Here is a 20,202-nt window from a genome sequence, read left to right as displayed (position 1 = left end):
CCGCTCCTTTCTCGGGTCCAGCGGATCGCTGGGTTAGCTGAGTTGGGAGCGGCGGCGGGTTAGGTAGGCGGTTTCGGCGGTGTTGGCGGTTAGGGCTATGGCTTTGTCGTAGGCGGTGCGGGACTCTTGGCTGCGACCCAAGCGGCGGAGAAGGTCGGCTCGGGCGGCGTGGTACGGGTGGTAGGCGGCCAGTCTTGGTTCTAAACGGTCTATTGCGGCCAGTGCGACGTCTGGGCCGTCCAGTTCGGCCATGGCGATGGCGTGGTTGAGTGCGACGATCGGAGACGGGTCCAGTACGCGTAGCTGGTCGTACAGTGCGACCACCTGGGACCAGTCGGTGTCGCGGGCGTCGCGGGCAGACGTGTGTACGGCGTTGATCGCAGCGAGGATCTGGTACCGGCCGGGACGTACCCGCGCGGCCAGGCGTTCACGGACAAGCTGGTGGCCCTCTGCGATCAGCGTGGTGTCCCAGGAGCCGCGGTCCTGTTCGTCCAGTGACACCAGCTCACCAGTAGCCGACACCCGGGCAGTACGACGTGCTTCGGTCAACAGCATCAGTGCGAGCAGTCCAGCAACCTCCCCGTCGGCTGGGAGCAGTGTGCGGATCAGACGGGTCAACCGGATCGCCTCTGCGGTCAGCTCCTGTCGTACGGGGTCGGTGTCCGCGCTACTCGCCAGATAGCCCTCGTTGAACACCAGGAACAGCACAGCGAGTACACCGGAGACCCGTGTCGGCAGGTCCTCCGCGGATGGCACCCGGTACGGGATGTTGGCCGCCTTGATCTTCGCCTTCGCACGGGTGATCCGCTGACCCATAGCGGTCTCCTGCACCAGGAAGGCGCGGGCTATCTCGGGTACGGTCAGCCCCGCGACCATGCGGAGCGTCAGCGCTACCCGTGTCTCCATGGCCAGCGCCGGGTGGCAGCAGGTGAAGATCAGTCGCAGCCGCTCGTCGTCGATCGCACCCAGTGGCTCGGGCGGTTCTTCGTACCGCATCTGAGCCTCCTTGTGCTTGTCGTCGCGCTTGGTCTCGCGCCGCAGCCGGTCGATCGCCTTGCGGTTCGCGGTAGTGGTCAGCCAGGCGCCCGGGTTCGGCGGCACACCGGTCTCCGGCCAGCGCTCGACAGCGGTCGCGAACGCCTCGGCCGCCGCCTCCTCGGCGATGTCCAGGTCACCGAACCGCTTGGCCAGCGACGCGACCACCCGTGCCCACTCCTCGTGGTGCACGCGGGTGATCGCCGCCTCGTACGAGTTCACAGGAACGGCCGGACCTCGACCCTCCGGTTGCACGCCTTCGAACCGGCCGCGGCCAGTTTCAGCGCCACGTCCAGGTCCGGCGCCTCCATCACCCAGAAGCCGGCCAGGTACTCCTTCGACTCCACGAACGGACCGTCGGTGAAGATCGGCGCCGCGCCGGTGTTGTCGATGACGGTGGCCGAGTCGGGCGCCGCGAGCCCACCGGCGAACACCCAGTGCCCGTCGGCGATCAGGCCGTCGTTGAACGCGTCGATCGCGACCATCTCCGCGTCGGTGGCGGAGTTCGGCGTGTCGTCGATCACCGAAACCAAGTACTGCATCGTCGTCTCCCGTACGCCGGTGGTGCCCCTCGCGGGCGACCCGTCACCTCTGCTACGAACGCTGTTGCCCCGATCCGACAGCTGGATCTCAGGATCTGAGCCTACGGGCCTTTATGTTCGTCAGGTGCCGCTCGGGGTAACTACCTTCGGTAATGGAATATCGGCGGTGAGTCGCGGAACCGGGGTCGTGGACGTTGCGTCCGAGTGATCCCGAGTGGTTCGGTGTTGGCCTGCGGTGAGCGTGTGGAGGTGGTGCGGCGGTGTTGTTCCGGGTGCTGGGGCCGGTGGAGATCGATGGCACCGATGCGGTGAGCTACATCCGGGCCGACAAGCCACGGGCGTTGCTGGCGTTGCTGCTGGTCAAGGCGAACACGTGGGTCGGCGTGGGCGAGATCATCGACACGGTCTGGTCCGGTCGCACGCCGCCGGTGTCGGCCGAGCGCAACATCGGTACGTACATCTGGCAGCTGCGCCGAACGCTGCCTCCGCTGGGTGCGGACGGACAGCGGATCGAGAGCCGCTCCAAGGCCTACCGCATCCGCGTGGAGACCGGTGAGCTGGACTCAGACCGGATGTGTACTCTGCTGGCCGCCGGGGATGACGCACTGGCGGCGCGGGACTCGGCTGGTGCGTTGACGCACCTGGAGTCGGCGCAGTCACTCTGGCGCGGCACGCCGTACGAGGGGTTGGTGACCGATCGGTACCAGCCGGAGGTGGCACGGCTGACCGAGCTGCACTGGTCAGTACGTGAGCGGTTGGCGGATGCCTTGATCGGTACGGGGCGGTTCGCCGATGCGATCGCACTGGGCAAGAGCCTGACCACTGAAGACCCACTGCGAGAGACGAACTGGATGCGGCTGCTGGTCGCGTACCGGGATGCCGGACGCCGGGCTGACGCACTGGCCACGTACCAGAAGGCGCGGAGCGCACTGGTCGACGAGTTGGGTACTGAGCCGGGTCCGGAGCTGCGTACCCTGCAGCAACAGCTGCTAGTGGATGAGCCGGCGCCCGGGCCGTCGGAGAGTTACGTACGGGCTGTGGTTGACGCCTCCGCTGCACTAGTAGGTCCGCATGCTGTCGCTGCGCGCGAGTGGTTCGCCAGTCGACGTACTGAGCTTCCGACAGCAATCAGCCGGCTCTTGGCCGCCAACGACGTTGCTAACGCGTGGCTGTTGACCAGTGCGGTGCATCAGTACATCGAGAGCGGTGGTGACGTACCGGGCTGGGCCCCTGTGGTTGCGGACGTTGCTGCGGCTACCAGAGCAGGTAAGGACTGGTACGGCGAGCTCATCGTTCGCAACATCCTCGGTATCGCGCAGACGCGAGCCGGTCGGCTGCACGACGCCAGGGCGGAGTTCTCGGCGGCGTTGGGCATTGCTTCCGTACACGACGACCGGGACGCGGAGGGCACTGTGCTGGTGAACCTGGCACTGGCCGAGGCGAGCGGTGGGGCGAGGCAGCAGGCGGCCGAGTACCTGCGCCGTGCGCTGCGGTTGCTGCCTGACTCGGCGACGGCAGCGGAGGCCCGCCAGGCGCTGGCCGACCTGGGCGAGCCGGAGCACCCGGCCAGGTCGTCGGTGGCCTCCTGAACGACCGCTTCCGGACGCCTACTGGCCGGATGTATCACCGCTGGACCACAACTGGACAGCCGAGAGGACGCTTAGCCCCATGACTCGTATCGCCCGCGCGATTCGCCGCCCCGTCGCGTGGTGGGTGGTGGCGGCTCTGGTGCTCGGGACGTTCGTCGGGTACTCGGCGTTCGGCCACGGCGCGCCGGCCGTCGCGTTCCAGCAGGCCGGGCATTGGGTGTACAACGCGACGCTCGGCGCGGTCTTTCGCGTTGACGGCGGCGGCAAGAACGTCGACGCCGAGGTTCGTGGTGTCGAGGCCGAGGCGGGCAGCCAGGTCGTCCAGGGCGCTACCAATGGGTACGTTGTCCGGTCCGACGGCGTGATCGTGTTCGGGAAGTCGGACCTGTCCGTGAAGAGCACGGTGCGGATCGGGATTCCGGAAGCGCCGATCGGTATCGAGGCGCAGAGCGGGCCGTACCTGGTGTACCGGCAGCACGGTCAGATCGTCCGGCTCGGTGACCAGCAACAGACCATCACCGTCGGCAGCGCGGTGTCCAGTGCAGTAGCGACTGCTGACGGTGCACTCTGGCTCCGCGACGCCGACCACTTCTGCAGGCTCGCACCGGCGTCGACTGAGCTGGCCTGCACGCTGCCTGCACAAGCTGGTGACGCCGGGGCGCTGCTGAGCGTTGCCGGCAAGCCTGCGTTCGCCAACCTGTCCAAGCAGACTCTGACACCGCTGACTGGTGACAAGGCCGGCCGCGCGCTTCCGATGGATGTCAGCGGTGCTCTGCCGACTACCTCTGTGGTTGCGCAGTCGGACGTCGGTGGCCGCATCGCGATCCTGGCTGGTCAGCGTCTGCTGCTGGTGGACGCTACTGGTGCCAAGGCCGCGGAGAGCATCACATTGCCGCCAGGCAAGTACAACGCGGTCGCGGCGACAGGTGCGGCTGTAGCTGTGCTGGACACCGCCAAGCGAGTGGTTCGTACGTTCGCACCTGACGGCAAGGCTCTGCACACGCATGAGTTGAGTAAGAAGAAGGGCAGCGAGCAGAAGGGCCACGACCCGCGGGTGACTGCTGGTGAAGACGGGCGGCTCTACATCGACGACGAGACCGGTGCGGTTGTCACCGTGGTCGACGGCGATGGGTCAGTGAGCGAAGTCGACATCGACGGCGGAAACAAGCCGGTGTCCCCATCAGCCACCCCTAGCAGTACGCCGACTAGTACGCCCACGCCGAGTACGCCGACACCTAGCAGTACTCCGACGTCGCCCGTGACGCCGCCGGCGCATCGGCCGATCCTGCCGCCGGTACACGTGACCATCGGCCCGGAGCGGCCGCACGCAACCGAGACCGTCGCACCGCCGCGGACGAACGAGCGCAAGCCGAAGAGGCCAGAGTCCAGCAAGCCGACCACACCGCCCAGCAAGCCGACCAGACCAACCACACCGACCAAGCCGACTCCGCCGCCTCCGACGAAGCCGACCACGCCTCCCGCGGCCGCGCCTGGTGCGCCGGGAGGAGTGTCTGCCAAGGCCGGTAGCGGTAAGGCGACGGTAAGCTGGACCGTTGCCCGGGCGAACGGTGCTGCGGTCTCCGGCTACAAGGTGAGCTTCCGGGTGGCTCCCGGTACGTTTGTCGTCGGTCTGCCGGCATCAGGCTCGGTGAACGTGTCAGGTGGTACCCGCAGCCACAGCTTCGGTCAGCTGCTCAACGGCGGCGGCTACATCTTCACCGTCTCCGCGACGAACCGCGTTGGTACTGGACCGTCCGTGGACACCAAGGTGACGTCGATCGGTGGCAAAGCCGAGCCGCCTGGTCCGCCGACCAAGGTCAGTGCCGCTGCGAAGCCCAACGGTTCGGTCACTGTGTCGTGGACTGCGCCGAGTACCACGGACTACACCATCTCCGGCTACACGGTGATCGCATCGACCGGTACGAAGACACAGGTCCCGCCGTACACGACCTCCACGACTCTGAACCCCACACTGGGCAAGGGCGTGAGCTATCGGGTCACTGCGACGAACAGCTCGGGTACGTCAGCACCGTCGGCGTCTACGCGCACGGTGTACCCGTACAAGCCGGCTGCGGCGCCGAAGGTGACCGCAGTACCGAGCAAGGGCGCCGTGTCGCTCAGCTGGACTGCACCGAGTCTCAATGGTGGTCAGCTGGTGCACTACATCGTGTCGGCCACCGGGCAGTCAGACCGGACCGTGACAACGACCAGCACGCGCTACACCGGTCTGTCTGTTGGTTCGGTGATGTTCACGGTCAAGGCGATCACCAGGGAGCGCAACAACGCCAGTAGTACTGCCGCGACCGGTGCGGCTGGTAGTACGAGCGCGGCCCCGGCCCAGCGCGCTCCAGGACTTCCGGCCAGTGCGCCGGCCTCTGCAGTACGACGTACCACGCGCCGACGGAAGGACTCTGAGTGAAGCGGGACGTGCTGGAGCCGCAGCAGGCGTACGAGCTGATCGCGGCCAACGTACAGCGGGTGATCCGCGGCAAGCCGCAGGTGGTTCGGCTGGCGATCGCGACGCTGTTCGCCGGTGGACACCTGCTGATCGAGGACCTGCCGGGTCTGGGCAAGACCAGTCTGGCCAGGAGCCTGGCCCGCAGCATCGGCGGCCGGTGGAGCCGGATTCAGTTCACACCGGACCTGCTGCCCGGTGACATCACCGGCGTCGTCGTGTACGACCAGGGCCAGGGCCGGTTCGTCTTCCACCCGGGTGGAATCTTCGCGAACATCGTGCTCGCCGACGAGGTGAACCGCGGTACGCCGAAGACGCAGTCCGCACTGCTCGAGGTGATGGCCGAGCGGCAGGTCACCGTCGACGCGGAGACGCGCCGGGTCCCCGATCCGTTCATGGTGCTGGCCACCCAGAACCCGATCGAGATGGAAGGTACGTACCGGCTGCCGGAAGCGCAGCTGGACCGGTTCCTGCTCCGGATCGAGATCGGCTACCCGGACCACGACGCCGAGGTCGAGGTGGTCGCGCTGGACGGTGCCGGTCCGACTCCGGATGACCTGGAGCCGGTGATCGACCCGGAGACGCTGAGCGGTGTCGTGGCAGCGGTCCGGTCCGTGTACGTGGACGAGGCAGTGATGGCGTACGCGGTCCGGCTCGCCGCCGCGACCCGGCTGCACAGTGCGGTTCGGTACGGCGCCAGTCCGCGCGGCAGCATCGCACTTGTCCGTGCGGCACGGGCGATCGCCGCTACCGATGGCAGGTCGTTCGTGACGCCGGACGATGTGAAGAGCATTGCGCGTCCAGTACTGGCGCATCGGCTGGTACTGACCGCGGACGCCTCGCTGGCTCGTCGTACGGCGGAGAGCGTTGTTGATGACGTACTCGAAGACACTCCGGCGCCTGGCAACCCGGTGCGCCGCGACCTCAAGCGGTCTCTTGGCGTCGTGTCATGAACACCCGGCTCACGCTACGAGCCTGGGCAGTGCTGGCCGGCTCGGCTGCTCTGCTCGTAGCTGGGCAACTGCTCGGGTACCCGTTGCTGCAGGTGCTGGCCGGTGCGGGGATCGCTGTGGTGTTGGTGAGTGTGCTGACCGTCGTACGGCGTCCTAAAGTCGCCGTGGAGCGGGTGTTGTACCCGGATCGCGTGGAGTGCGGACAACCCGCGCTGGCTCGGCTGGTCGTACGCAACGAGTCCACACGGCGACAGTCGGCGTTTGTGGCTGCAGACAGCGTGGGCACGCACCAGTCCGAGGTATCGGTCGCGGCGCTTGCACCGAATGGTGTTGCCACGTACCACTACGAGCTCCCGACCTCACGGCGCGGTCCGGTGCCGGTCGGTCCGTTGGTGTTGCGCCGGTCCGACCCGTTCGGCCTGGTGGCTTGTCGGGTGTCGATCGGTACAGCGGCCACGCTGCTCGTACATCCACGCCGCTACGCTGCTCGTCCTGCCACCGGCATCCGGCAACGGCATCACTTCGAAGGACCGGTGTCGGCCGGACCGTTGCGTGGCTCGATCGACCTGCGACGGTTGCGTGAGTACGTGCCCGGCGATGAGGTACGGCATGTGCACTGGAAGGCATCGGCGCGTGCTGGTCGGTTGATGGTCCGTGAGTACGTCGATCCGGATCAGCCGCGGCTGCAGGTGCTTCTCGATACTCGTACGAGTGCATTGACGCCGGACCAGTTCGACACTGCGGTTTCGGTGGCGGCGTCGATTGCGGTGGTTGCCGCACGGTCCGGTCAGCGGCTCCGCCTTACCACGCCGTGCGGTACGGACCATGACGTGCAGTCGGTCGGCGACCTGCTTGACGAGCTCGCTCAGATCGAGCAGTCGCAGCAGTCCGCCAATCTGTTGGAGTTCCTGCCGATCGGACCGGACGGTGGTGCGCTGGCGGTACTGACTGGTGATGCTGCCGGTCTGACCGAGGTACCAAAGCTCCGGTCGAGCTACCGACCCATTGTGTGTATTGACGTCACGCATGAGGAGCCGGCGGTGCACACTGCTCTCGGCCTACATGTCGTGCACGCTGACTCAGCACAGAACGCAGTCGACGCCTGGAACGCCGTACCGGCATGAGACGCCTCTCGGTGGTCGGAGTGCTTGCTGCAGCCGTGGTGGCGGGCTCGTTGTTCGCACCTGTCTTCGGCACGGCTGCTGTTCTTTGGCCGATGCTTGCTGTTGTCGTAGTCGTGTATCTGGTGGAAGAAGCGATCCTGCGGCGACCACGGTTGACGCGCTGGCGGGTGCCGTTCACGCTGGTTGGCGGCGTGATCGCGTTGCTCGCGGTCATTCCTGGCGCGGCGCGGCGACCGGTGAGTTTGTGGCAGGCGGTGACATCCGGTTGGCGCCGTACGCTGGAGTCGACCTGGCCCGCCTCTCCGGTGCCCGACTTGGTTGCGTTCGTGCCTGTGCTGGTTCTGTTTGCCTGTCTGGTCGGGGTGCGCGTGCTGCAGCGCTCACGGGTGCTGGCGTTGCTGCCTGCTGTTCTGGTCGCCGGGCTGTCGCAGGCGTACGTCACTGTTGCCGGAGTGGATGCACTACTGGCCGGACTGGCGTTGGCTGGTTGTTTTGCGTTGGTCTTGCTGGATTGGCCTGGTGACCGGGGTGCCTGGTTTCGGCTGGTTGCTGCACTGGCTGCGATGGCTGTTGGTGCGACCACACTTGGACTGACACTGCCGAGCGGTGCATCCGTACACCTGTCTAAGCCGGCGCCACCGGATTCCCCTACTGTGCTGAGCAATCCGCTCACCGAGATCGCCGCACGGCTGCGTTCGCCCGACACGGTGGTGTTCACTGCTCGAGCTGATGGTCCGGTGGATCGGTGGCCTGTTATCGCGTTGGATACGTTCGATGGCGTGACCTGGACGGCCGCACCGAAGTTCCAGCGGCTTGGTCGGGAGTTGCCGCTCAACTCACACGTGACAGTGCAGGTACGTCGCCAGTCCGCGGATGTAGCTCTTGCTGACTGGTCCCTGCCTTGGTTGCCGAGTCAGACGCGGACGCTGTCGGTGGTGGACGACCAGCCGTTGCTGGTTGACCCGGCGTCTGGTGCACTGCTGGCTGCGCAGTCGCGTCCGTCGCAGTACCGCATCAACTGGGCTGAACCGGCCGTTGACGTTGGTGATCTTGCTTCGGCCGGAGTCGACTCGGATCTGAGTACTGGTGCCGATCTGGGCGAGGTACCAGTTGGTATCGATGAACTGGCGCGGGAGATTGCCGGTGACGTCCGGCCGTCGTTCCAGTTGGCGCTGGTGCTTGAGAAGTACCTGCGGGCGAACTACAAGCTTGCTGCCGGTGACGACTTGCCGACGGGGCACGGGTACCCGCAGCTCAACCACTTCCTGTTGCGGAGCAAGCGGGGTACTTCGGAGCAGTTCGCGGCGTCGTACGTGGTGATGGCGCGGTTGCTGGGGTTGCCGGCGCGGTTGGTGGTTGGGTTCAAGCAGCCCGATACGGCGAGTCCGGACGGGACGTACGTGGTGCGCAACCGCGACGTGCTTGCCTGGCCCGAGGTTGCGGTGGCGGGAGTTGGATGGGTGCCACTCGATCCGACGGGGACGGCCACGTCGAAGACGGGCGGCGGCGGGTTGGCGAGTGCGGCGGAGGCGGTGCGGAAGCAGATGCCGTCTACGAAGGAGATTGAGCGGGAGCACCAGGCTGAACCGACTCTGCCAGCTGCTAAGAGCAGTGCTGACCACCACTGGCCGGGGTGGGTCTTGTTGATCGTCGCTGGTGTTGGCGTGGGTGGAGTGCTGCTGCTTTGGGTGGTCGGGGTGCCGTTGGTGAAGGTCGTACGGCGTCGGCGGCGTCGGCGGCGGGGGACGGTTGGTGCTTGGGCCGAGGCGCGTGACCTACTGCGTGACCACGGGATGCGGGTGTCGCCGGCTGCTACCGCGCGCGACCTGGCGCGTGAGTCGGACGGACCGGTATCGCAGGCGATGACGTTGCTGGCCGGCTGTCTGGACCGCGCGTTGTGGTCAGGTCAGGATGCTGACCCGGATCGTGAGTTCGCCTGGTCCGCTGTGCGCAAGGCGCGCCGGGGGTTGGCGGACGGTCGGCTCACCCAACGAATCCGGACAACGCTCAGCCCCCGCAGCCTGTTCAGCTGAGCGGGCCGAGGCGCTTGGCCGCCGCGGTGGCGGATTCCGGGACGTTGGCTGCCGGGGTGGCGGCGTCCGCGGTGCGAGTTGGTCTGCGCGGGCGAGTTGGGTCAGTGGGCGCACTGGGCGTCGCGGACCGGGCGGGGGTCGGTTTCGGTCGTGTTGATGCCGTCGGTGGCTTGCACGGCGAAGCAGTACTGGACACCCGGGACCACCGCGACCTTGTACTTGGTCCGCTTGTAGACGAGTTTCAGGTCAGCAGGTTTGCCCACCTGTGCGACGACGACGGCGTAGTTCACGTCGGGGGGTCCGGTCCAGGTCAGCTCGACGTACGTGCTGTGGTCGGCAGGCGGCTGCAGTTTGACGACGAGCGCCGGGGTAGACGCGGGGGATGGGGTCGAGCCGGAGATCGGTTGGTGGTCGCTCTGATCTTTCCGATTGACAACCGCCAACGCACCAACCACCACAGCCGCCATCACCACTCCACCCACCCCCAACAGCCACCCACGCCGCCACCCTCTCCCACTCGCCCGACCCCCAGCCCCCGTCCGCCCTTGCACACGCCCCTGCCCGGCCCCTGCACCCTGCACCGGGTGTGCATGCACACCCGGTGCGGAAACCGAAGGTGATGCACCCTGTGCCGAGCCGACCGGAGCTGCGGGCGCGCTCGCTGCGGAATGCACAGCCGGTGATCCGGCTGTTGGCTGGCTGTGCGCACTCCGAGCAGGTGTGTGCGGTGTCGCTCCCGCTGCCGGTTGTGGGGGTGCGGTGGGTGCTGTTGCGGTCGGCTGGGTGCGTGCGGTGGGGATGTGTGGCTGGTCGGGTGGTGTGTTGGGTGCGGGCGGGTTCGTGCTGGGTGGAGCAGCGTGTGGTGGTGGGGTGCTGGGGGAGTTGTTGGTGGGGGTGGTTGCTGGAGAGTTGGGCGGGTGTGGAGTGTGAGTGGTTGTTGGGGAGGTGGTGGGGTGGGGAGTGGGGATGGTTGCTGGGGGCCACGTTGTTAGGTGGGTTCGGGTCATTAGGGCTGGGCGGGGGCGGGGTGGAGGACTCGTGGGGGATGGAGTGGGGGTGCGGGTTGTTGCAGGGGTGGCAGTTACGGGGCGGACGGCGGGCATGGGTGGGGCGGTGCGGGCGGCTAGTGCGGCGAGTGACTGGGCTGCGGCCGTGGCGGACTGGGGGCGGTTGGTGGGTGCCTTCTCCAGTAGCTGGGCGATGACATCCGCGAAAGCGTCCGGAAGTACATCCAGCCGCGGCGGCGCCTCGTTCAGTACACGGAGGATGTGTTCGCCGGCGGTCTCGCCCATCCGTGCGGCCAGTGGGGGTTTGCCGCTGATCGCCGCGTGTAGCACTGCGCCGAGTGCGTACAAGTCTGATGCCGCAGTGACAGTCCCGTCCCGCAGCGTCTCCGGTGCGACGTACAGCTGACTCGGCGAGTTCAGCGCGGCGTGCCCGGTGTGTTGCCCGAGTCCGAGCGTCAACGCGGACAGCTGCGGTCGACCGTCCGGCAGCAGCACCACAGCGCCAGGTGTGAGCCCACCATGCACCAGACCGGCCGCGTGTACCGCCGCCAACCCCTCCGCCAGCCGCTGCCCCAACACAGCCAACTCAGCAGGCGACCGGAGCTGATCGCGGACCTGCTCCGCCAGCGTCCCGGTGTCCGCGGTGCTGATCAGGTACGGGTACCCGTCGGCCAGCCCGGACTCCAACACCCGCGCGACCGCAGGATGATCCACACCCTGCAGAACCTTCGCCTGCTTGGTGAAAGCTGCCGCAGTACCAGCATCGACCCGCACCGGATACACCAGTGCGCTAGCCGCCGTACCTTGCCGCATACACCGGTAGACCCTGGGGATTCCAGATCGGACCAGCACCACGTCCGTACAGCCTGAGATGGCCGGGACGGTGTCAGGTCCTTTGTCTGTCACAAGTCACATCTTCCCGCGCGAACAGGTCGTCCGCCGCGACACCGGCTGCTGCGGCCACAGTCTGGCCGCATGCTGCAAGCAGCGGCGCGGTAGGGACGCGTACTGCCACTGTGAGTCCCATGGCCACGTTGATGTTCCCGATCGGTCACTGCCTCGGGACGTACTACACGGACAGCGCGGACGACCACGTGCAGCAGGTCCGCCTCGGCGGCGAGATCGTCGAACTGTCCGACGAGGAGTTCACCGTCTGGTCGCTGGCCCATGGGATGAGCGACGAGGCCGGCCAGGCTGTCTGGGACCGCACTCGCATCATGACCCTGCTGACCAGCGACTTCCCGGCAGAGGTGATCGACCGCTTGCTGGACAGGCACTTGCTGGCCGAAGTCGACATGGACGATCCGACAACCTTCGCGGTCCGCCACCGGCTCCTGCCCTTGCAGCTCGGTCTCGGGAACACCACCGACGTCCCAGCCATGTTCCGATCGGGTACTACCGACCTGCCGCTCGCCGGCATGAGCCGCGTGCTGTACGACCTGTGGCTGTGGGCTCATCTGTCTCCCAACCTGCTGGCTGCTTGCAAGGAACACCAGATCGACCTCAAGGCCGTACTGAACACGCTGCACGCGCTGTTGACGCCAAACGCCGCATGCCTCGACTTCGCCGCACCGGAGCAGCCATGACCACCACAGTGTTTCCAGTCGGCCACGGCGCCGGTCCGCTCGCGTCTGCTGAGTACATGGTCCGCATAGGGCGCACGGCCGAGCAGCTGACCGAGTCCGAGTTCGGCGTCTGGGTACTGGCGCACCGCTGGCCCAATCTGCCTGAGCTGATGTCAGAGTGCACTGACGCGGACATCGAGGACGCCGAGCGACATGTACACGGTTTGTTGGACCGCGGGGTACTAGTGCCGGCTGACGACGCAATGGCGCTCGCGCAGCGGTACCGGCTGCTGCCACTGTTCATTGGACTCGGCAACCGGCGTGGCGACCCAGACCGCTTCGCCATCGGCGTACCAGGGCTGGACCCGCTTGCCGTGGTGAATGCGACGGTCTACGAGCTGTGGCAGTGGGGTTGGGTTGCGCCTTCGCTATGGGCGCACTGCGAGGTGTTGGCGACCATCGGCGAACAGGACGAGGGTGAGTCGGGCGCACCGAACACCCAGCTCGACATCGTCCTGGACGGGGTTTCCACACTGCTCTCGGAGTTCGTCGCCGTCCTGGAACCGGTCTCATGACACCGCTGCTCCGATAGCACCCTGCTCTCATGACACCGCCGTGATCACGTCGTCGAGGTGGAATGTACGCAGCTCGCTGACACTGGGCATACCGCCCAGCCGGCGCAGGCGCTGCGACTGAGCTTTGCGTACCCGGTCGAACAGGCGGCGGGCGTCACGCGCGTTGCCGAAGTTCGCGGCCTGTGAGACCACCGCGAAGTGCCGTTCCAGGATCGGCGCGGCGTCGTCGTCCAAGTCGTACTGCTGCGCGGTGACCATCCGCTGCACGATCAGAGTGAGCTCGTCCGGGGCGTAGTTCTCGAAGTCGATGGTCTTCGAGAACCGCGACGCCAGACCGGGGTTGGCGTCCATGAACCGCACCATCTCGTCGCTGTAGCCGGCCACGATCACCGCTGCCTCGTCGCGATGGTCCTCCATCAGCTTCACCAGGGTGTCGATCGCCTCCTGACCGAAGCTGTCGTTCTCCGCGCCGGCCCGGGACAGCGCGTACGCCTCGTCGATGAACAGCACCCCGCCGGTCGCGCTCTCGAACACCGTCGTGGTCTTCTCCGCGGTGTGCCCGAGGAACTGACCGACCAGGTCCCGCCGGGCGACCTCGTTGAACTGTCCCTTGGGGAGTACGCCGAGCGCCGCGAGCAGCTTGCCGTAGATGCGGGCGACTGTTGTCTTGCCGGTACCAGGTGCACCCGCGAACACCAGGTGGTGACTCAGACTGCCGATCGGCAGCCCTGCCTTCCGGCGCCACTCGTTGACCTGTAGCTCGTCGATCAGGCTGCGTACCTCGTCCTTCACACTCGCCAGACCGACCATTGCGTCCAGCTCCTTCAGCAGCGACTCCACATCCGCTGCGGTGGGCTCGACGTCGTGTACCTCGACCGGTGGTGCTTCTGTCACGGACACCAGCTCCGGCTCGGCCACCTCCAGTGGCGGCTCGGCGGTGTTCTCCCACCGGCATGACACCACTTCGCCACGACAACGACGCCCGTACACGACGGCCGGTCCGGCGGTGTCGCGGACCAGTGTGTGGCGTAGTACCGCGGTCGAGTCGGAGGCGATCAGTACGCCCGCTTCTGCCGTACCGGAGATCTCGCAGCTCTCCAGAGTCGGGCGGCCGTACTGGTAGGCGTACACGCCACGGCGTCCGCAGTTGGTGAGCTGACAGTCGCGCAGCACTGCTGTTGCACCGAGACGGACGATGACTCCGTCTGCTGACACGCCGTTGACCTTCGTGTGCTCGATCTGGGCAGTGCAGTCCTCCAGTACGAGGCCGTGCTCGCCGCCGTCGACCTGGCAGTGCGAGACGGACAGCTCGGCCGGACCGGTTGCCAGCAGCACTGGCCCGAACCCAGCGGACAGAGCGCAGTGCTCGGCTCGCAGCGTGCCGCCGTCGAGCTGTACGGCCGGTGCGTCACCAGCGCGGATGATCAGGTCGCGTAGCGCGAGTCGACCACCAGAGGAGCGCAGCGCGGGTACCGGTGCGTTGGTGGCGTCGATGGTGACCTCGCCACTGTCAGCAGCCAAGGTCAGTGAACGGTCTGCGACGTTGACCGTCTCGTGGTACACCCCGGCTGCGATTGAGATGACCGCGTCGACGGGAGCGTCGAGTACGGCCGCGGCGATGCTCGGGTAGGCGCCTGGACGACCTGGTGCGACCAGGAGAGTACGGCTCATCGCGGACCCACCCAGCCGCGCTCGGCCGCCTTCAGCCCGGCCTGGAACCTGCTCTGGGCACCGAGCCGCGCCATCATCTCTGACACCATCCGTCGGACGGTCCGGACCGATACACCGAGCTGAGCGGCTGCCGAGGCGTCGGTGCCGCCGTCACCCAGTAGCGAGAGCACTTCGCGTTCGCGGACAGTCAGACCAGACGCGTCACCCAGACCGGCCGGCTGGCGGAGCGGAGTGGCGGTGTGCCAGACCCGCTCGAACAGCTCAGTCACTGCGCCGACTGCAGACGCCAGCCGGAGGATGCTGACGGCTCCGCGACCAGTCCGGTCGGCTGGCAGCGCTACGGTCGCAGTGTCGACGATCATCGCGCACAGCGGGACAGTGGTTGCCGTACGGACCTGTGCGCCGTTGCGGGTCAGCTGCTGCAGCCGTCGGGACAGCAGAGGGTCCGTCCGCGCGGCGTCCGGTACCAGGATGCGGTAGCGAACCGGTGGAGCGAGTGGACCGGTACCGAGTTCGCGTAGGCCGGCGATGGGGTCGGAGAGAGCTGCTGTAGCCGGTGTGCTCACCAGGACCTCGCTAGTCGCTGCCTTGAGCAGACCCTCGATGGTGCGCTGAGCAGCGGCCGGGCTGGTCGCCCAGTCCACCGCACCGTTGCTGTCGCCGAGCGGAGCGGGGTGTCGGCGGGCGTACTCACCGGCGATCTCGGCCGCCGCGACCCGGCTGCGTTCCAGGTCGCGGGTGACGCGGGCGAGGTCCGCCTCGCGCTCGGCGAGCAGTGCGGTGAGGCTGAGCCGTGGGTTGAGCGGACGGACCACGTCACCCGAGCTGCCGCGGGCGAGCAGGCCGAGGCTGGTCAGTTGCTCGATCAGCTGGCGAGTGGAGACCTCGTCCAGGCCGAGCCGTTCGCCAAGCTCGGCGGCAGTCCAGGAGGGGCGCTCGAGTACGACCAGGTACATCCGCTCGGCGGTCGGGTCGACGCCGAGGTGGGCAAGCCGCAGTCCGGTGGTGCGGACCTGCGGGGCGGTCTTCACGGCGCGGGGGTAGCGCGCCGCGCGGGGGTACGAAGCGCCTTCGGCGGGCTCTGAGTGGTACACGGGACACCTCGCTCGATTCGGTGAGTCGATGGACTCGGTGTGAACACCAGAACCATCGCGAACCGTCATCCAGCGGGGGTCTTGCGGCTGTCCACGGCCGATACAGCCGATACAGCGGCTGTCCAGCGGAGTGATTTGCCGCTTGGTACAGCGGTTGTCCAGCGGGGAGTGCGGCCTGGTACGGCGGTTGGGTCGGCGGGGGTCCGGCCTGGTACGGCGTGGGTGGCCGGTTGATACGGGGGCTGGATCAGGGGAGGGCGGCGGTGAAGGCGGCGCGGTGGCGGCCGGTTTGGGCGGTTGCGGCCGGGGACTGTGGGGCGGCGGCGTGGGCCAGCACCAGGGCGTGGTCGAGGTTGCTGGCGGTTGTCACGGTGACTGCTCCGGGTTGGTGCAGGGCCAGGGCGGTCGGCACCGCGTACATGCGGTAGCGGCTGTTGGTCTGGTCCAGGACCAGGGCGTCCCATTCCTCGGTCAGGCGCTTGGGAGTGAGGGTGGTGAATAGGGTGGACAGCTCGTCCGGTGTGAGCGGCTCTGCTCGGAGGCCGCGGCGGTGTAGGCGTTTCGTGAGGCGGCGGATCGTGTTGGTGAGCAGCAGCTCCAGGTCGGTGTCTTGCGACCGCTCCTGTGAGCGCACTGCTGTCACTCCGATCCACACGCGACCGGGGCGCCGGATCAGCTTCAGGTGAACTCCTGGGGGTGGCTGTTCATCCAGTAGGTCCGCTGGGGTGAGGTCGGCGGGGAGGTCGCTTTCCAGTAGGACAGTTATGCCGTCGGCTCGGATGATCGTGCCTAGGTCGTTGGTACCCAGGGTGAGATGGCCGCGTACGCCGTCCAGTGCGGTGAAGCTGGTGCCACGGATCAGGTAGCTGATGCCTCGTTGGGCCCAGGTGTAGGTCCAGGTCCCGTGTCGCCAGGTTGCTGTTATTGCCACTACTAGTAGCGCTACCAGTCCGGCTGCTGCTTCAAGCACCCACCTGTGTCCTGCCGAGGCTGCCAGTAGAGCGACCACGACCTGCCAGCAAACGACCTGTCCGACAGCTACCCGGGGGCGTTGCTCCGTGCCCGGGGTGCCTGCTTCGACTGGTGCGGTGGTGATGGCTGATGGTGCGGTCGAGGTGGGTGAACTGGGGGCGAAGGTGGGTGCTGGGGTGGTGGAACTGGTGGTGTGGGGCGCGGGCTGTATGCGGGGCCCGTAGGTGAGTGAAGCGGAGTGCTGGGCTGGTGAGTTGGCGCGCGCGGTGGTGGTTGATGGGGCCGTCGTGGGTAGTGCCGAAGTAGGGGTCGCTGGTGGTGCGGGGGCCGGGGCGCGGGGTGGTTGAGGGTGCTGCACGCGCGAGGAGGCGGTGCCTGGGGAAGGCAGCGCGGCGTTGAGAGGCGGCGTGGCGTGAGAGGGCGGCGTGGCGGGAGGAGGCAGCGCGGCGCGGGAGGGCGGCGGGGTGTGGGGCGGGGGCTGGGGGGTTGTGAGGGGTGGGGGTGTGGTCATGGGTGGGGGGTGAAGAGTTCGGTGTCGAGTGGTGGGTTGGGGGTGGGGCGTGGGGTTGGGGGGAGGGTGAATTGGGGTGTGGGGGTTTGTGGGCTTGCCTGGACTGTTGGTTGGAGGGCGGGGTGGAGGGGAGCTTGGGAGTTGGGTTTGGTGGGGCGTTTGCGTGGGCGGGGGTCGGTGGTGCTGCCGCCGCCGCCGGAGGGGGTTGCGGTGGGGGGAGCGATGGCGGGGGTTGGTTTGGTGGGGGTGGGGCGGGCGGTGGCGTCGGCTAGAGCGGGTTCGGTGCCTGGGGTTATGCGGGCGCCCAGTGCGGCAGAGCGGCTGGTAGTGCCGAAGGGCTGCGCGCTGGTTGGAGAGCTGGGGCGTAGGGAGTTGGTGAGGGCGCCGAGAGTGCCGGTCAGCGCGGCGGCTGGGAGGCCGCTCAGGCCGACACCGCCGACGCCGACGCCGACGCCGCCGCCGAGACCGCCAGGACCGGTGGTGGGGACGCCGATTGAGGCGGGGAGGTTGGTGGCGCTGCCGGCCAGCGTGGGGAGGTCCGGGTGGATCACCGTACCGGGGAGGTCTTTGAACGGCAGCTTGTTCAAGGTGTCCTGGGCACTCCCGGACTGGGCCAGGCTGGTGATCTTCTGGACCAAGCTGACGCCCTTGTCCATCGCACTGAACAGCTTGTCCGTCGCGTCAAGCACGTCAGTCACAGGTACGGCGGGCACCGGTGAAGCCGGCGTCGGCGCACCACCGCCAGGGCCCTGCCACCCCTGAGACGGCGGCGGTACGGCGGTCGGTGCCTGCATCACCGTGCCGACTGCCTCCATCATCCCGGCGCCCGCGGTCTGCAGCCCGAGCGCGACCTGCGCCGCGAACGGCCCGATGAGCGGTGCCGCGCTCAGCGCCACCGCTGTGTCGTATCCACTCTGCAGCGCCGGCATGACCGCCTGCGCCGCATTCAGCGCGGTACCGCCGAGTCGCAGCGCAGCGGACATCGCACCCGTGTACGCGGACCACTCGCCGAGTGACGCGAGACTGCCGACCACCTGTCCGCTGAACGCTGCCTGCGATGCGGAGCCGACACTCAACGGCCAGGTGGTGATGACGGCGTTCGCCGCGCCGAGGTCGCCGTGCGTGGCGAGCAGTTGCTGGCATGCGGAACCCCACAGGTCGGCGCCGGCGTGCCAGGGTTCGGCGCGCTGCCCGTAGAGCATTGCCGCCATCGCGTTCAGTTCCATCCCGAAGTACGCGCCCATGTCCGGTCAGACCCTCGCCGTCGGGAGTTGGTCGGTCAGGGACCGGTGCGTTGTCGCGTTCGTCAGGTCGGTGCTCTCGAACCGCGCGGCGACCGAGAGCGCGGAGTCGATCAGTGCCGCGATGCCGTTGGTGGCCTGCAGCGTGACCGAGCCGGTGTGCTCCACACAGAACCGGACATGCGCCTCGACGGTTGCACTCTCCGGCATCGTTCCCATCAGCAGCGGTGTAGCTCCAACAGTGCTGGAGACCGGTGTGACAGTCGCAAGTGGCGCGAGTGCCGCGAACTGACGCAGTTCGTCGGGCACCAAGGTCAGTGTGCCGATGTGCATTGTTCCTCCTCGGGTTCGTCGTCTGCACCACATCAGGGTTCGCGGACCAGTCCGGTCGTAGACCGGATCAGGCCACCGAACGTCAGCTACGGGCCGATCGGATAGCTCGCGGCTGTTGGATCGAGTGCGTGGCCGGCCGGGAGTCGGCTGATCAGCTCGGCCGGCAGCCGTACTACGGGTGGCTGGTCGTAGCCGAGTACGCCGAGTACGTCGCGAGTCGCCAGCTGGTAGCGCCGGCCGAGATCACTCACGAACGACAGCGCCCCGGACCCGGCTGGCTGCGCAGGAGAAGCCATCGACTCAACCACTGCTCCATGGCCAGGCGGTACGACAACCAGCTCAGCCAGCGGCAGTCCGCCAGGACCACGACCTGCGGTCACGCCGGCGTCCCCAGCCGACGGCAGCTCACCAGCCAACACAAAGCGCGGCCGGAACTCACCGCTGGAGAACACCGCGCACACCGAGTCCCCGGACGACTCTGGTCGCGAAAACGTCGGTCGAGTGGCTGGAAGCGCGGAGTCCGATGCCGGCGTCCCCACACCACCGGACACCTGCGCCACCACAGCCGGATCGAGCGGTACGGCTTCCGGTACCGCGCCTGGGTACGCCTGCCGGGTCGCGGGCGCAGTGCGCTGTACGTCGTACTGCAACGAACTGATCGCCACTAGCCGATCCCGCTGCAGTAGGTAGTACTGTCCCTGCCCGGTGGAGGTCTGTACGACGTACAGCGTCCCGACTCGCCCTGGTCGGAGCAAGACTGACGGTGTGCCTGCACCAGGTACTGAGATCGGCCCGAGTGGTGGACCGGATGGAACCAGGTCAAGCCAGACCGACGGCACCTGCAGCCACGCCTCGTCGTTCAGCGCGAGTGCCGCGGCAACTGTCGCCTGCTGCTGGATCGCATGCTTGTAGCCGCGCCAGATCAGGTACCGACGCCCATCAGGTCCCACTGCCAGCAATGACTCGGCTGCAGCACCGGACTGCTCTGTTCCAACCAGTAGAACCGACCGAACCATCGGACTGCCTGCAGAGTCGACACCAGGTTGCGCACACAACGACCACCCATTCCCCAGCAACCGTCCCTTTGCGGGCAGGGAGTCCGGTGCGTCAGCTATTCCGACGCGCTGCCCACGAGGTACGCCGAGCAGCGACTTCGCCGACACCATCAGCGGCGTGCTGTACTTGTTCGCCAGTAGCAACGCTGACACGTAGTTCGCAGCTGGATAGAGCACGCCGTCCCGGTACACGTACCGCGTGCCAGTCTCCTTCTCGACAATGACGTGGTCACCGGACTTCCACGAAGTCTTTCCACCCGGCGACAGCTGCCCGTACACACCGGCGCCCGCCAGCACCAGTACGGCCAGGCCGATGCCAACGAGCATCGCGACGATGCCACGGCGGAACGGCGGGTACTCCGGATCGGTCTCGCGCAGCAACAGCGCATGGGTCATCCGCTGCTGTACGAACTGATACGACTGCAGTTGATCCCGTTTGGATGCCAT

16 protein-coding genes and 1 pseudogene are annotated in these 20,202 nt (G+C 67.4%); 7 read left to right on the top strand and 10 right to left on the bottom strand.

Annotated elements, in window-relative coordinates:
• Positions 1-33 precede the first annotated feature (33 nt).
• Positions 34-1,257 carry an RNA polymerase sigma factor gene (locus tag HDA44_RS22420; RefSeq protein WP_184837478.1) on the bottom strand — a complete coding sequence of 408 codons (1,224 nt, stop codon included), beginning with the start codon at positions 1,255-1,257 and terminating at the stop codon, positions 34-36.
• Positions 1,254-1,577 (bottom strand): YciI family protein, encoded by a 324-nt coding sequence (locus HDA44_RS22415; protein ID WP_184837476.1) that lies wholly within the window; start codon positions 1,575-1,577, stop codon positions 1,254-1,256. The genes HDA44_RS22420 and HDA44_RS22415 overlap by 4 nt, the downstream gene beginning before the upstream one ends.
• Before the next feature lie 260 nt (positions 1,578-1,837).
• On the opposite strand from HDA44_RS22415, the gene HDA44_RS22410 reads away from it, so the two are divergent.
• The 5 genes from HDA44_RS22410 to HDA44_RS22390 all read left to right on the top strand — a co-directional run bounded on the left by HDA44_RS22410 (position 1,838) and on the right by HDA44_RS22390 (position 9,731).
• The gene (locus tag HDA44_RS22410; RefSeq protein WP_184837474.1) at positions 1,838-3,166 is read left to right on the top strand and encodes a BTAD domain-containing putative transcriptional regulator; all 1,329 of its coding nucleotides are present in this window, start codon (positions 1,838-1,840) and stop codon (positions 3,164-3,166) included.
• A 79-nt stretch (positions 3,167-3,245) separates the two neighbouring features.
• Positions 3,246-5,585 carry a fibronectin type III domain-containing protein gene (locus HDA44_RS22405; RefSeq protein WP_184837472.1) on the top strand — a complete coding sequence of 780 codons (2,340 nt, stop codon included), beginning with the start codon at positions 3,246-3,248 and terminating at the stop codon, positions 5,583-5,585.
• Entirely contained in the window at positions 5,582-6,574 is a 993-nt protein-coding gene (locus HDA44_RS22400; RefSeq protein WP_337906260.1) for an AAA family ATPase, read from the top strand. The genes HDA44_RS22405 and HDA44_RS22400 overlap by 4 nt, the downstream gene beginning before the upstream one ends.
• Positions 6,571-7,698, top strand: a complete 1,128-nt coding sequence (locus HDA44_RS22395; RefSeq protein WP_184837470.1) for a DUF58 domain-containing protein — start codon at positions 6,571-6,573, stop codon at positions 7,696-7,698. Before HDA44_RS22400 ends, HDA44_RS22395 begins: the two co-directional genes overlap by 4 nt.
• Positions 7,695-9,731 carry a transglutaminase TgpA family protein gene (locus HDA44_RS22390; RefSeq protein WP_184837468.1) on the top strand — a complete coding sequence of 679 codons (2,037 nt, stop codon included), beginning with the start codon at positions 7,695-7,697 and terminating at the stop codon, positions 9,729-9,731. Before HDA44_RS22395 ends, HDA44_RS22390 begins: the two co-directional genes overlap by 4 nt.
• A 101-nt stretch (positions 9,732-9,832) precedes the next feature.
• On the opposite strand, the gene HDA44_RS37475 is transcribed toward HDA44_RS22390, so the two are convergent.
• Positions 9,833-10,198, bottom strand: coding sequence for a hypothetical protein (locus HDA44_RS37475; RefSeq protein WP_238352517.1), 366 nt, complete (start codon positions 10,196-10,198; stop codon positions 9,833-9,835).
• Positions 10,199-10,891: 693 nt separating this feature from the next.
• Positions 10,892-11,551 (bottom strand): annotated as a pseudogene (locus HDA44_RS38970) (protein kinase domain-containing protein); the annotation flags it as partial.
• Between the two features lie 212 nt (positions 11,552-11,763).
• Here HDA44_RS38970 and HDA44_RS22380 point away from each other — a divergent pair.
• Together HDA44_RS22380 and HDA44_RS22375 are read left to right on the top strand one after the other, a co-directional pair.
• Positions 11,764-12,324: a hypothetical protein gene (locus HDA44_RS22380; RefSeq protein WP_184837464.1), complete on the top strand. Its 561-nt coding sequence runs from the start codon at positions 11,764-11,766 to the stop codon at positions 12,322-12,324.
• Complete coding sequence (locus tag HDA44_RS22375) at positions 12,321-12,878, top strand: hypothetical protein (RefSeq protein ID WP_184837462.1); 558 nt, start codon at positions 12,321-12,323, stop codon at positions 12,876-12,878. Before HDA44_RS22380 ends, HDA44_RS22375 begins: the two co-directional genes overlap by 4 nt.
• A gap of 27 nt (positions 12,879-12,905) precedes the next feature.
• Here the strand turns inward: HDA44_RS22375 and HDA44_RS22370 are convergent, their stop codons facing one another.
• The 6 genes from HDA44_RS22370 to eccB form a co-directional block, all read right to left on the bottom strand.
• Positions 12,906-14,549, bottom strand: a complete 1,644-nt coding sequence (locus HDA44_RS22370) for an AAA family ATPase (protein ID WP_184837460.1) — start codon at positions 14,547-14,549, stop codon at positions 12,906-12,908.
• Positions 14,546-15,643 (bottom strand): LuxR C-terminal-related transcriptional regulator, encoded by a 1,098-nt coding sequence (locus HDA44_RS38655; protein ID WP_184837458.1) that lies wholly within the window; start codon positions 15,641-15,643, stop codon positions 14,546-14,548. The genes HDA44_RS22370 and HDA44_RS38655 overlap by 4 nt, the downstream gene beginning before the upstream one ends.
• Before the next feature lie 247 nt (positions 15,644-15,890).
• A complete protein-coding gene (locus HDA44_RS22360) occupies positions 15,891-16,613 on the bottom strand; it encodes a type VII secretion protein EccE (RefSeq protein ID WP_184837455.1) in 723 nt (240 codons plus the stop codon).
• Positions 16,614-17,122: 509 nt separating this feature from the next.
• On the bottom strand, positions 17,123-18,370 hold the full coding sequence (locus HDA44_RS22355) for a hypothetical protein (protein ID WP_184837453.1): 1,248 nt from the start codon (positions 18,368-18,370) through the stop codon (positions 17,123-17,125).
• Positions 18,371-18,376: 6 nt separating this feature from the next.
• Positions 18,377-18,700, bottom strand: a complete 324-nt coding sequence (locus tag HDA44_RS22350; protein ID WP_184837451.1) for a hypothetical protein — start codon at positions 18,698-18,700, stop codon at positions 18,377-18,379.
• Between the two features lie 86 nt (positions 18,701-18,786).
• Complete coding sequence (gene eccB / locus HDA44_RS22345; RefSeq protein WP_184837449.1) at positions 18,787-20,202, bottom strand: type VII secretion protein EccB; 1,416 nt, start codon at positions 20,200-20,202, stop codon at positions 18,787-18,789.

This window comes from Kribbella solani (genome assembly GCF_014205295.1).
Lineage (GTDB): Bacteria > Actinomycetota > Actinomycetes > Propionibacteriales > Kribbellaceae > Kribbella > Kribbella solani.
The sequence above is the reverse complement of the archived record's forward strand: the minus strand, read 5'-3'. Positions and strand labels throughout refer to the sequence as shown.